This is a genomic window from Candidatus Shapirobacteria bacterium (assembly GCA_041659325.1).
In the GTDB taxonomy this organism is placed as follows: Bacteria; Patescibacteriota; Microgenomatia; order UBA12405; family UBA12405; genus JBAZYN01.
In genome coordinates this window covers 94,115-107,220 of the sequence record JBAZYN010000001.1, presented here as the reverse complement: position 1 = coordinate 107,220, position 13,106 = coordinate 94,115, and the positions used below count along the sequence as shown (strand labels likewise).

General features: G+C 42.3%; 10 protein-coding genes. All 10 read right to left on the bottom strand.

Annotation, left to right across the window (positions count from 1 at the left end; translation table 11 throughout):
• Nucleotides 1-7: 7 nt before the first annotated feature.
• On the bottom strand, nucleotides 8-2,134 hold the full coding sequence (locus WC841_00540) for a DNA translocase FtsK (GenBank protein MFA5827837.1): 2,127 nt from the start codon (nucleotides 2,132-2,134) through the stop codon (nucleotides 8-10).
• Nucleotides 2,135-2,178: 44 nt separating this feature from the next.
• Nucleotides 2,179-3,597: a proline--tRNA ligase gene (proS, locus tag WC841_00535; GenBank protein MFA5827836.1), complete on the bottom strand. Its 1,419-nt coding sequence runs from the start codon at nucleotides 3,595-3,597 to the stop codon at nucleotides 2,179-2,181.
• 7 nt (nucleotides 3,598-3,604) lie between these two features.
• Nucleotides 3,605-5,365 (bottom strand): ribonuclease J, encoded by a 1,761-nt coding sequence (locus tag WC841_00530; protein MFA5827835.1) that lies wholly within the window; start codon nucleotides 5,363-5,365, stop codon nucleotides 3,605-3,607.
• A 7-nt stretch (nucleotides 5,366-5,372) separates the two neighbouring features.
• Nucleotides 5,373-5,951 (bottom strand): uracil-DNA glycosylase, encoded by a 579-nt coding sequence (locus WC841_00525; protein MFA5827834.1) that lies wholly within the window; start codon nucleotides 5,949-5,951, stop codon nucleotides 5,373-5,375.
• Between the two features lie 150 nt (nucleotides 5,952-6,101).
• Nucleotides 6,102-7,163: an AAA family ATPase gene (locus WC841_00520; GenBank protein MFA5827833.1), complete on the bottom strand. Its 1,062-nt coding sequence runs from the start codon at nucleotides 7,161-7,163 to the stop codon at nucleotides 6,102-6,104.
• A 16-nt stretch (nucleotides 7,164-7,179) separates the two neighbouring features.
• Nucleotides 7,180-9,375: a polyribonucleotide nucleotidyltransferase gene (locus tag WC841_00515; GenBank protein ID MFA5827832.1), complete on the bottom strand. Its 2,196-nt coding sequence runs from the start codon at nucleotides 9,373-9,375 to the stop codon at nucleotides 7,180-7,182.
• A gap of 66 nt (nucleotides 9,376-9,441) precedes the next feature.
• On the bottom strand, nucleotides 9,442-9,711 hold the full coding sequence (gene rpsO, locus WC841_00510; protein ID MFA5827831.1) for a 30S ribosomal protein S15: 270 nt from the start codon (nucleotides 9,709-9,711) through the stop codon (nucleotides 9,442-9,444).
• A gap of 91 nt (nucleotides 9,712-9,802) precedes the next feature.
• Nucleotides 9,803-10,603, bottom strand: coding sequence for a hypothetical protein (locus WC841_00505; GenBank protein ID MFA5827830.1), 801 nt, complete (start codon nucleotides 10,601-10,603; stop codon nucleotides 9,803-9,805).
• A 41-nt stretch (nucleotides 10,604-10,644) separates the two neighbouring features.
• The gene (gene infB / locus WC841_00500; GenBank protein MFA5827829.1) at nucleotides 10,645-12,093 is read right to left on the bottom strand and encodes a translation initiation factor IF-2; all 1,449 of its coding nucleotides are present in this window, start codon (nucleotides 12,091-12,093) and stop codon (nucleotides 10,645-10,647) included.
• 6 nt (nucleotides 12,094-12,099) lie between these two features.
• Nucleotides 12,100-13,104, bottom strand: coding sequence for a transcription termination factor NusA (gene nusA, locus WC841_00495; GenBank protein ID MFA5827828.1), 1,005 nt, complete (start codon nucleotides 13,102-13,104; stop codon nucleotides 12,100-12,102).
• Between the last annotated feature and the right edge of the window lie 2 nt (nucleotides 13,105-13,106).

The window sequence follows — 13,106 nt, the reverse complement described above, 5'->3', positions numbered from 1 at the left end:
GTGTCGGTTATTCATTTCCATCAACCGGTGTTGCGTGGGGAATTAAGATATCTCTGGGTTTGGCACCTTTTCCCGGCCCCACAATTCCGGCTATCTGCAGTTGGTCTAAGACACGAGCGGCTCGGGCGTATCCGAGTTTCAGGCGCCTTTGGAGAAATGAGGATGAAGCGATTCCGGACTCCGTGATTACTTTGATAGCCTCATCAAAGACGGTGTCCCGCTCCTCCCCTCCGACAGAAACAAGATTTTTACTTGAAGAATTCGGATTGTTTACCGGTTGACTAGTGACATCGCTGTTGTAGTCGGCTGTTTTTTGAGATTTCCAAAAATTAATCAGGCCATTTATTTCTTTGTCGGAAACAAAACACCCCTGAATTCTAACCGGCTTTGCCAGCTCGGGCGGAATATAAAGCATATCCCCCCTACCCAGTAATTTTTCTGCCCCCGGAGTGTCGAGAATTACCCTTGAATCCATCATAGAGGAAACCGCAAAGGCCATTCTGGTCGGAATGTTTGCCTTTATAAGCCCGGTAATAACATTAACTGAAGGTCTTTGGGTGGCCAAAACCAGATGAATGCCGACGGCCCTGGCCATTTGCGCCAAGCGACAAACATTTTCTTCGACTTCTGTGGGAGAAAACATCATAATTTCAGCCAATTCATCAATAAGGATAATGATATAGGGAATCAGCTGAAGTCCGGAGAGATTGTTGTAGCCTTCAATGTTTTTGGCTCCTACTTCGGTAAAAAGCTTATACCTTCGCTCCATTTCGGAGACGGCCCATTTTAGGGCCGATATTACCTTTTCCGGCTCGACAATAACCGGTGATATCAAGTGAGGGATACCATTGTAGGGGGTAAGCTCGACCCTTTTTGGATCAACCATAATCAACCGTACTTCATCGGGAGAGGCCCTAAAAAGCAGCGAGCATATCCAGGAGTTGACACAGACTGATTTTCCCGATCCGGTTTGCCCGGCTATCAGAACATGGGGCATTTTTGAAATGTCGGCAATTTTTGGCCTACCGGCAACGTCCAAACCAAGCGGAACAGTAATTTTGCTTTTTGACTGTTTCATAATGTCGGATTCCAAAATCCGACGGATGGGAACCACCTCCAAAGACCGATTGGGAACTTCGATACCAACCAGAGATCGGCCGGGAATCGGAGCTTCAACGCGGATTTGCCCACCCGGAGCGGCCAGAGCCATAGCTAAGTCGTTTGAGAGATTAACAATTTTTGCTAGTTTAGTGCCCATTGCGACCTCGAGGGCGTACTGAGTAACCGAGGGGCTGTCGTTGACCTCGGCAACTCGGGCTGAAATACCAAAAGAGTCCAGAGTTTTTTCGATGGTATCGGCGTTCTTTCTGACGTCTCCCCTATCGGCTTTTGCGCCGGGGGTACCGTCAAAAATTGATATAGGGGGTTTTTCCCATATGGGGTTTCCGGATGAAGTGGCAGTTTTGGGGGATGTCAGAACCGGCATTACGGGAGCGGTTTTAAAAATCGGGGGAACATTTACCACATTGTTGTCGGTATTATCTTTGGCTTCCTTGGCCGGATGAGAATCCGATTGGATATACAAGGTTTCTTTTGACTCCTTGCTTCTTTTTTCTTTTGACTTGGAGACATTTCCAAAAGTGTATTTTTTCAATCCGGCTAATATCATGATTACAAACTTAATTATCTGGACAACACTGGTATCGAAGAGAACGACAAAGCCGGCAATGAGTAAAAAGGAAAAAATTAGATATGCGGGAACAAAACCAAAAAGGGTTTGGATTTGGAGAAGAAAAAACTTACCGATCAGCCCCTGCCCAAAAAGACTGATAACCGAAATATACATGATTACAAAACCAAGAAAAACATTTAGTTCTTTAAGGGGGGTTTTTATTTTGGCAAACAGGAAAGAAATCAAAAGTAACAGAAAAGGAACAGCAACTGAGCCAAAACCAAAATATTGAGATAAATTTTCGTTATATTTGGTCAGGATTGTTCCTGTTCGCAAAAACGAGAAAACCGACAGAATACACAGGACGGAAAAGAATATGAAAAAAATCGACTGGATGGTTGATGGTTTTAGGTGGAGAGAGGGAACAATTCCCCCTTTTCGCCGGCGACCGCGTTTGGGCATATAAACCAGTATATAGTATTTGGCGTGAAGTATTAAGTATTAACTCAGTACGACTGGGCAAATAACCAGCGATGTGTCGAAGGTTTACCGCAAAAGATACATTTGCCCGCTTCTGTCTGTGCATCAAGAGGAAGACAACGGGTTGTAGCTTTAGTGTCAGCTTTTATTTTTGCCTCACATTCGGGGTTTTCGCACCAGTGAGCTTTTATAAAACCACGAGTGGTTGACATAACCTTTTTTAGTTCATCATATGTATCAACAACAAAAGTATTATCATCGGTGAATTTACGATGTTTTTCAAAAAGATTGTTCTGAATTATTGTTGATAAATCACAAATTGTTTTACTTAAATCTTCAACCGAAACCGTCAATTTTTCACCGGTGTCACGTTGATGAATAATTACGGAATTACTGGCAACATCACGATCGCCGACTTCAATACGTAACGGAACACCTTTTAGTTCCCATTTATTGAATTTAAAACCAGCAGATTCGTCGTCAACCAGGTCCAAATGGCAACGATAAATATTTTTTAGTTTAGAATATAAATCCTGCGCTAAAACCAGTGCTTTTTCGTGACCGGGAATAGGAATGATAACAACCTGGGTCGGTGCAACGTTTGGAGGCAAAATTAAACCATTGTCATCACCATGAGCCATGATAAGACCACCGATAGAGCGGGTGGAAAATCCCCAAGAATTTTGCCAAGGGTAAACTTTATTTTTATTTTGGTCTTGAATAGTCCATTCAAAAGATTTGGAGAAATTTTGTCCCAAATCGTGAGAAGTGCAAGCTTGAAGAGCTTTACCGTTGGGCATGAGACATTCAAAAGAATACGTCTTACCGGCACCGGCAAATTTCTCTGAGTCACTTTTTACACCTTTGATACCATACATAGCTAAAAGTTGATTGTAGGTTTTTTCGTACATATCAAGAGCCCAAAATACGGTTTCGTTACTTTCTTCGTGAGTAAGGTGAGCGCAGTGGCCTTCTTGCCATAAGAATTCAGAGGTGCGCAAGAAAAGATAAGTTCTTTTTTCCCAGCGAACAACATTGCACCACTGGTTGATTAAAATGGGTAAGTCGCGCCAAGAGGTGGTCCACTTGCGATACATCTCGTACATGATAGTTTCGGAAGTGGGGCGAACGGCTAGTTCTTCATTTAATTTCTCGCCGCCACCAATAGTAACTACGGCCAATTCAGGGGCGAAACCGGCAACATGCTCTTTTTCCTTTTGTAAAAAATGCATGGGAATAAAAAGAGGAAAGTAAGCGTTTTTGACCCCCCTTTCTTTAATAATCGGATCCATAAAATTTTGGATCGCTTCCCAAAGAGCATAGCCATAAGGCCGGATGATCATACAGCCTTTGACCGGAGCGTAATCTGCCAATTCAGCCTTTAGTACAACATCGTTGTACCACTCGGAGAGATCAATATTACGGTCTTTAAGAAGTTTTTTCATGAAGGTATTATACTTCAATCACTAGCGGTAGAACCATAGGTTGACGGCCGGTTTTGTCATAGATTACCTGCTCGATATGGCCCTGGATTTGTTCGCGGATATACTCGAAATTGGCCGGTTTACTGGTAACTTGTTTAAAGTGGTTGATCACTTCCTGTTTTAAATAGTTTATAAGATCGGTATTTTCTTTCATAAAGACAAAGCCTCGACTTAGAATAACCGGTTCTTTTAACATCTCGCCCGAAACCAGATTGACAAGCATCACAACGGTAAACATACCGTCTTCGGCCAGAAGTTTTCTGTCCCGTAAGACCGTTACTCCCACATCACCAATACCAAACCCATCTATTAAAACTTTTCTCAGGGCCAGATGGTAATTTGTATCAAAGCCACGGTTGCCGTTAAAAGTTACTGCTGAATCAAAATCGGGGTTCACAAGTTGGTCATCGGTATATCCAAGTTTTTTAGCCATCGTGTGGTAACTTTTTATATGCCGGTAATTACCGCCAATAGGCAGGAGATATTTCGGATTAACAAGGTCAATCAGCAGGGCATGTTCTTTTTGATAGGCATGACCGGAAACGTGCAGCTCCTCTTTTTCGCCATAGGTGACCTCGGCCCCTAGTTTTGAGAGAGTATCAATCATATTGTTTATGTTTGAAGTCGTACCGGGGATATAATCAGGAGACGAAAAAATTACTTTATCGCCGGATTTGATTTTTACCCGATGCTTACCCATAATCATTTTGCTTAACGCCGATTCAGGTTGGCCGGCAAAACCGGCAACCAGATAGATTAGTTTGTTGTCGGCAAAGTTTTTTACCCGGTCAACTTGGATAATATCCGAATCGAGTAGTTTTATATAACCTAAATCCTTGGCAATATTTATGGCTTTGTCGACTGACATTCCGACGATACATATTTTTCTGCCAACGCCTTTGGCGTATTCAATCGCCTGGCTCCAACGAATAATGTTACTGGAAATCGAGGTGACAAAGACCCGGCCTTTGGCGTTTGTTATTTCTCTTTTGAAATTTTCGGCAATAGATGATTCTGAGGGAGAAAATCCTTCGTGGTCGGAGCCCAAACAGTCTGATAATAAACACAGTACACCTTTTTCCCCAACTCGGGCGATATGCCTTAAATCGGAGGGTTTGTTGTCTAAAGGGAATAGATCAAACTTGAAATCAGAACCGTGATAGAAAATCCCGATTGGAGTTTGTATTGCAAGGTGGAAAGTGTCGGGGATGGAATGAGTTACCCTAATCGGATCGACGGTAAACGGACCGCGGGTAATCGGGTGGATATTGTCATAGATTTGAATATTTGCCCGAATACTAACCTCTGATAGCTTGGCCTCAATAAACGAGGCGGCTAACTTCGGAGCAAAAATCGGAATTTGCTGCCCTAGAATATTTAGAATAAACCTGATAGCTCCGATATGATCTTCGTGGCCATGGGTGATAAAAATTCCCAATATACGATCTTTTTTGTCCTGGAGATAGTGAGTATCGGGGATCTGTAGATCTACTCCAAAGGTGTCTTCTTCCGGAAAACCAACTCCACAATCAACGATAATAATTTGGCTTTTTGAAAAGTCGCCATTTGGAATAAATTCGTAAACGAACATGTTGGAAGTAACATCTCCGAAACCTCCAAGTGAACAGATTCTGACCGAATCATAATTTTTTTTAAATTCCCTAACCTGACTTTGAGCTTTGCTAAAAGTAGACTGGGGACGTTGTGTATAAACTTTATTTTTTTCCATATATTTTTTAATTTGTTTTACCTAAAAATTTACCTATAGATTTAAAATCAGTTTGCAGCGCCTCGAGCATGGCACCATTGCGAAGGCCAGCGGAAGGATGATAGACAGGAATGATGGTGAGATCAAGCCCCTGCCATTTGATTTTTTTGACTTGGCCACGGACTCTGGAAATAGATTCTAGAGGAAAAAAATAATTCATGGCAAATCGACCCAGAGTAATAATAATTTTTGGTTTGATAATTTGTATTTGTGCCTTTAGATAAGGCGTGCACACTTTTATTTCTTCGGGCAGCGGCGGCCTGTTTTCCGGAGGGCGGTGTTTTAGAATATTGGCAATAAATACTTCCGACCTGAGGAGTTTGATTGATAATAATAATTTGTCCAACAGTTTTCCTGAATTACCAACAAAAGGCAATCCTTTTTGATCTTCAAAAAAACCCGGGGCTTCGCCGATAATCATAATTTCTGCTTCAGGATTTCCGGAGCCGGGAACGTGATTGGTTGCAGTTTTAATCAGGGGACATTTGGTACATTCGGAAATAAGCTTGTTGAGGTATTGAAGCTTTTGAAGATTAGAAGCCGGCATAAGCTATGGATTTATCCTGGGGATTGAATTGCTAAGGGTGATTAGTAATATTACAAAGGCAAGTGACAAGATTATCAATGATAAAACAAACGATGGTTTTATATAGCTGAGACTATCAATTTTTAGGTGATTAGTTTCTGTCATTTTTCTTTACCACTGAGGGACAAATTGTTTGATGTTTGAAACATCAACCACAACCTGTCTGGTCCGACCCTCAAAAATTAATTTTGCCGATTTGCGGCATAAACCTTCTATGTTCCTCTTTAGAGTTCTGACACCGGCGTCAAAGCCAAGGGGTCGAACAATCTGAAGCCAAACATCCTGCGAAATAGTTAACTCATTACCGGTTAATCCGGATTCCTTTAAAGCTTTGGGGAATAAATAATCTCTACCAATGGCAATTTTCTCTTCATCGGTGTAAGAGGGCATCTGAATCACTTCAAGACGGTCCAATACAGCGGTGGCGATCCGGGAGGTATTGTTGCAGGTAGCGACAAAAAATGCCTGAGACAGATCGAAGGGGTAATCAATATAGTGGTCAGTAAAGCGGGAGTTTTGTTCGGGATCCAGTAACTCTACCAAAACACCCATTATGGTATTGAGGGCATCGTCTGAAGCCCGGTCAATTTCATCCAACAAAATCACCGGATTGTTGGTTTTTGCTTCAGCTAATCCGCGAATAATTGCTCCCGGCTCGGCTTCGGAATAAACTCGGGATTGTCCGCGTAAATACAGGGGATCCCCAAGTCCACCAAAAGGAATACGGATCAGATGTCGACCCAGGACTTCGGAAATGGAGGTGGCCATAGTGGTTTTTCCGGTACCGACTAAGCCTTGGAAAAGCAAAATCGGAGCCCGGAGTTTTTCGTTGGGAGTACGGTGTTTTTGAAGTGCCAGAACGGAAACATATTCGATAATTCTTTCTTTGACCGAATCAAGGCCGAAGTGACCGGCATCGAGCTTTTCCTTGGCATAGTCAAGATCCAAGATATCCTGGCTTGATGTTTCCCAGGGCAGCCTGATGATCCAATCAACATACTTGGAGGCGTTTTGATAAAACTGCCAAAAAGTTTCTTCTGATCGTGAATTGATTTTTAGCTGATTAAAAAGATCAGATAAATTTTCTTTTAACCCATCGGGAAGACTGACTGATTGAGTTTTTTCAATCAGTTTAGTTATGGCTTCCTGCGAAGAGAGATTTTCTTGATCCATCAAATATCAGTATACATCAGCGACGACGGTCGGTGGGCCGAAAACCCTGATTAAACTTGCCAAATCCGCGATTTTGATCAAAGGCCGGTCTCTGAGGTCTTTCGGATGAGCCGTCGCCCATATGGGCTTGTTTAAATTCTGGGGCAGAAAGTTTCAGCTGATGGTTGTCGTTGTATCCTGACACTCTAACGTGTAATTTGTCGCCAATTTTTATAATCGATGATGGGTCGGATAAAAACCCGCCAGTCATTTCGGAAACATGAAGCAGGGCTTCTCGACCCGGTAAAAACTCCACAAAGGCACCGTAATTTTCAACTCTGGTAACAACACCGTCAAATTCTTCCCCCATTTGAACATCCCTAACCATTGACTCGATTTCGTATACAGCCTCGTCGACCTTTTTGGAATCGGCAGAAGAAATTGAGGCACCGCCGAAATCATCAATGTCGATCTGAACTCCGTATTTTGCCATTAGGCTCTTGATAGTTTTCCCACCGCTACCGATAACTTCACCGATTTTATCTTCGGGAAGTTTAATCAGTTTGATTTTGGGAGCAAAAACAGAGAGCGATTTTCGGGGGGCTGACAGGACCGATTCCATTTTGGCTAAAATTTGGAGCCTGGCCTTGGTACTGGCAACAAAAGTTTCCTTGATCATTTCCATGGTCAAACCTTCACTTTTGATATCGAGCTGAATAGCGGTAATTCCGGTTTTGGTTCCGGTGATTTTGAAATCCATGTCGCCATTGTGGTCTTCTACCCCGGCAATATCGGTAAGGAGGACATATTTCCCACTATCGTCTGAAACCATTCCGACCGAAATTCCGGCAACCAGATCTTTTATGGGAACTCCGGCGTCCATTAAGCTCATAGTAGAGCCACAGGTAGAAGCCATAGAAGAAGAACCATTTTGGGATAGGACCTCGGAAGTCAGGGCAATTGTATATGGAAATTCTTCTTCGGACGGGATAACAGGCATTAAGGCTTTTTCGGCTAAGGCTCCATGACCGATTTCTCTTCTGCCGGGACGACCGAGTCTACCGGTTTGGCCAGTGGAGTAAGGGCCGGCCGAATAGTAATGAATGTATCTTTTGGTGGTTTCACCCGATGAGTCCTGAAGGTATTGTCGGTCGGTCAGGGGACCAAGGGTAGTGATAGTCAGCGCCTGGGTTAATCCCCTTTGGAAAAGAGCAGACCCGTGGGTACAGGGCAAAACACCCGCTTGAATTTCTAACGGGCGAACTTCATCCATTTTTCTTTTGTCATACCTTTGGCCGGCCAAAGTGGCTTGCCTAAAGTATTTTCGGATAAGAATATTGGACGCAGAAATAACCATTGTTTCCGTAACTTCCTCAGACTTGATTCTTTCGGCATAAGCGAGTTTGACCTTTTCGATAATTATTTCCTCGTCGTGAGTATGTTTTCCATCGGCACCGCTTGCAAGAAATTCGGCAATATCTTTTTGGATCAATCTTTCTACCTCGGACAGTAATACATCTGATGGTAAAGCAGAAACAAATTCAATTTTTTTCTTGCCACATTTGGAAGCAAATTCATTGATCGCCCGGTTAATATTTTCTGAGGTTTTTTGGGCTAATTCTATCCCTGATAAGACAATTTCGTTGTCGACGATATCAGTGGCATTTTCTATCATATTAATGCCCGATGGACCAGTACAGACCAGGAGGTCCATTTTTGATTTGATCATTTCACTAATCGGGGGCATTACCGACAACTTTCCGTCGATTAGTCCGATTCTGACGGCTGAAACTGCTGATTTGAAGGGAATATCGGAAATGGCCAAAGCAGCAGAAACAGCGGTAAAGGCAGTGATGACGACGTCATTTTCCTTGTCGTTGCTTAAAATGGTAACAATAATTTGAACTTCATTTTGGAAACCTACAGGAAATAGTGGTCTGACCGAGCGATCGATAATACGACCAAAAAGTATAGCTGAATCCGATGGACCCATCTCTCTTTTTATCCACTTTCCTCCTTTAATCAAACCACCGGCATATAGTTTGTCGGAAAATTCTACCGATAGAGGGAAATAATCTTTTGACAGATCTTCCTTGCCCATTACAACCGTAGCTAAGACAACGGTTTTGTCAAAGGTGGCTAAAACTGAAGCATTGGTTTGAGGGGCTAATACGCCTGTTTCTAAAGTAATAACTTTGTCACCAATGGTGATTTCTTGGATATTTTTTTGCATGTTCAATAAAATTATATATATTTATTATAGATTAAAACCGAATGCCCGGAATACAGGAAAGACGGATTATTTTTTTAGACCCAACTCTTTTGTAATTTTGGTATATCTGTCGGGGTTATGTTCAGATAGATATCGGAGCATCCTTCTACGTTTGGCGATTTTACTCAAAATTCCGCGCTTGGCAGGAGAGTCATGTTTATTATCGGTGAGATGGGATTGGAGTTTTTCTACCTCTTTAGTTAGAATGGCAATTTGGATTTCCGGTGAGCCGGTATCTCCTTTTCCCTGAGAAAATTTAGTTATAATATCTTTTTTTTCTTCTGCACTTAATGCCATAAAAATTTCGCTATATTCGGTAAATAAATATATCCCGGGAATGGCTACCCAAGAACCGATCTTATAGTTACGGGGTTATTATAACACAAGTTTATACCGTAGGAACTGTGGAGGGTTGGTTTGATTGAAACTGATTAGGTTTTGATTCGACTGATTCAATCGGAGTAGGATTAACGATAGGATTAGGGCCGTTGCTAACCGGCTGAGTAGCTCTTAAACAAATTGCACCGGCTTCAAAAGTTTCGGGGGAAACGTTGACAGAAAATGACTGAGTGGCAACTCGTAGACCTATTAATAGGTTTTTGCCCGAATCCTGATCCAGGGCAAGGTCTAACATCGGCAATAAGAAAGTGAAAATTTCTGAAAATGGGGCATCAGGGTCTATCAAACTAGCTTTGGCCCAACTTTTGGCAATGTTTGATGGAGATATAAAAACCCAATTACCTTTGTTGGTAATGCTAGTGTTTGGTCCAAGCAGAGTTTCGTCTCCGAGCATAAAGCAGATATCGGCCGCGGTCGATTGATTGTTGACAATAATTTTGTCGTTTTCGACTTTTGGGGAATTCGCTTTGGTCTTGACGACTAAATTAAGTCTACCACCATCGTCGTTGTAAGAGACCTGTTCTATCTGGTCTAAAGGATAATCAAGAGAAACGACCAGATCACTTGAGCTAAATGTGTCGGTTAAAAGTTCCAGACCACTTAATTTAGAATAGTTATTGTCGGTCTTTTGAGGTGAATAAACCTTTGTGGTGATATTTTTCTGTTTTAAGGCTATGGCTAAAGCCAGTGCCGAACCGACGCTGTCAACACTGATTTGAGGGACAACAATCAAAGCTGTCTTGGCCGAGTTTAGAAGATCTTTAATATATGAGACATTATAGTTTTTCATATTTGACCTGCTTTCAAATAGATCAGCATTTAACCTGCTGTTTACTTGTTATAGGATATTATAACATCATTTAATTTAAAATCAACATAAGGCTTAAAGGTGATGCCACAATCGCTTCCGGCTTTCACTTTTTCAACTACTAACTTACCCTGGTGTAATCCCTCGACTTTGGTATCTTTGATAATTTCACCATCTCGTTTTAGATGGATTAAGTCACCTTTTTTAATTTCTCCTTTGGTACACTGCATTCCGGCTATCCTGACTTTTTCAATTTTAAACTCGGCTCTTATTAGACCTTCACCAGTTATTGTCTCGTCTATGGTCGGTTCGAGAAGCTTTAACACCTGAGATTGGATTTCTTCAATAATTTCGTAAATTATTTTTGATTCGTGGATTTTTACCTTTTGGTTTTCGGCTAGGTTTTTTATGAACTTTGGGGTAGAAACGTTAAATGCAAACACCTGAGCACCTGAAGCTTGCGCCAAAAAAATATCGTTGTCTGATATGGCTCCAACACCAGAAAATAACACTTCCACATCGTCGGAAAAGCTATCAAGAAGGGCCTCCAGACTCCCTTCAACATCGGCTTTTACAATAATGGGCAGCCGCAGCACCTTTTGGGAGGTAAGGTCGGAGGATGTTTGTACGTCCGGTTTGCGAAAATTAATTTTTGTAGAGGTGACCGGATTGGCGGTGATGATAGACCCAACCTGGGGTGTTTTTTCAAAACCCAGGATTTCAATCGGCGTGCTGGGATAGGCGGTTTTTATATTTTCACCGAGGTAATTTATCATGGCTTTGACTTTGCAGGGTGTTTCCTGGGCATAGATGACATCTCCCACAGTTAGGGTGCCTTTTCGAACGATGGTGGAGGCAACAGGACCACGACTTTTGTCAAGTCTGGATTCGATTATCACTGCTTCGAGCTGTGAATCAGGTTCATTTTTTAACTCCATTAATTCTGCCTGGAGTAAAATCATTTCCAACAATTTATCAATCCCCTGTCCGGATTTGGCAGAAACCGGAATGCACATGATATCGCCACCGTACTCTTCGGGGGTAAAACCCAATTCGACAAGTTGACCCTTGAGCATGTCCGGGTTGGCTCCCGGGAGGTCCATTTTGTTCATGGCGACAATAAACGGGAGGTTGGCTTTTTGAATGAGAGAAAGACATTCTTTGGTTTGAATCTTTACCCCTTCTGTGGCAGCGATTACTAAAACGACTAAGTCGGTAATTTGGGCACCACGGGCACGCATATTGATAAATGCCGCATGTCCGGGCGTATCAATAAAGGTAATTTGATTAGGCTGATTTCCTTTTTGGCCAATAGATACCTGATAGGCGCCAATATGTTGGGTAATTCCACCAACCTCTTTTTCGAAAACTTTGGTGGACCTAATTTTATCTAATAGACTGGTTTTGCCATGGTCGATATGACCCATAACCACCACAATCGGCGGTCGGAAAGGGCTGTGGTTTTTGTCCATGGGAAATTACTCCTTTTCCGTAGACTGATTGTCGCTTTGAGTTACTTTAATTTCCAACTCGACTAACTGGCCGGCTAGGTGAACGTTTTCACCTCCGGAGCCTATGGCGAGAGCAAGTTGGTTTTCGGGAACTGATACAACGGCAATTTTGTCTTTAACGGATAATACTTTGACATTTTGAGCTGGCGATAACGCCTGAATGATGAATTGATTAAGATTTTTAGAGAACGGAATTACATCGACTTTTTCTTTGGATGAAAGTTCGCCTAAAACCGATTGAATCCGTGATCCGTTTTGACCGATGCATGAACCAACGGGATCAATGCCGGGTTGGGTTGAAGAGACGGCGATTTTGGTTCTCTCACCGGCAGTTCTGGCGATTCTTTCGATTATGACAGTCTTGTTGCCCACTTCCGGAACTTCCCGGGCGAAAAGCTGTTTAATGAAACCTGGGTCACGACGGGACAAAATAATGTCGCTTCGCCCTGATTCATCTCGGATAATGGTTTTAAGAAAGAAAAGCTTTTTGGATCCCAGGATCATTTCTTCGTTTCTTACCTGCTCGTCTTTGGGACAAACACCTTCGGTTTTACCAATACCAACCGCTATCTTGTAAGGGTCTATTTTTAGAATGGTGCCCGGGATAAGATTGCCGATTCTTTTTTCATATTCGAGAATCAGGGTATCTTTTTCTGCTTCGTGAATTTTTTGATCAATAACTTGTTTGGCCGTTTGGGCAGCTATACGACCAAAGCCGGGAGGGGTAACGTTGATTTTTTTCTTGCCATCAATTTTCAGAATAGAAAAGGACCCGTTTTCGGGAGAAAGTTCTACCTCAAAAACATCTTCTTCGGGGATAATAATGCCATGTTCTTTTTGGTCTCTTTTATAGGCAAATACTAATCCCAGTTCGATGGAGTCCAGAATTGACTGAACATCAATATTTCTTTCACCGGCTATTTGGGCGACGGCGGCAGCAAATTCAGTTTTTGGTAGTCTTTTTAGGTCCATAT

Excerpts from the sequence above, each read along its gene's own strand:
- WC841_00540 (MFA5827837.1), bottom strand. The coding sequence starts at position 2,134 with ATGCCCAAACGCGGTCGCCGGCGAAAAGGGGGAATTGTTCCCTCTCTC.
- proS (MFA5827836.1), bottom strand. The coding sequence starts at position 3,597 with ATGAAAAAACTTCTTAAAGACCGTAATATTGATCTCTCCGAGTGGTAC.
- WC841_00530 (MFA5827835.1), bottom strand. The coding sequence starts at position 5,365 with ATGGAAAAAAATAAAGTTTATACACAACGTCCCCAGTCTACTTTTAGC.
- WC841_00525 (MFA5827834.1), bottom strand. The coding sequence starts at position 5,951 with ATGCCGGCTTCTAATCTTCAAAAGCTTCAATACCTCAACAAGCTTATT.
- WC841_00520 (MFA5827833.1), bottom strand. The coding sequence starts at position 7,163 with ATGGATCAAGAAAATCTCTCTTCGCAGGAAGCCATAACTAAACTGATT.
- WC841_00515 (MFA5827832.1), bottom strand. The coding sequence starts at position 9,375 with ATGCAAAAAAATATCCAAGAAATCACCATTGGTGACAAAGTTATTACT.
- rpsO (MFA5827831.1), bottom strand. The coding sequence starts at position 9,711 with ATGGCATTAAGTGCAGAAGAAAAAAAAGATATTATAACTAAATTTTCT.
- WC841_00505 (MFA5827830.1), bottom strand. The coding sequence starts at position 10,603 with ATGAAAAACTATAATGTCTCATATATTAAAGATCTTCTAAACTCGGCC.
- infB (MFA5827829.1), bottom strand. The coding sequence starts at position 12,093 with ATGGACAAAAACCACAGCCCTTTCCGACCGCCGATTGTGGTGGTTATG.
- nusA (MFA5827828.1), bottom strand. The coding sequence starts at position 13,104 with ATGGACCTAAAAAGACTACCAAAAACTGAATTTGCTGCCGCCGTCGCC.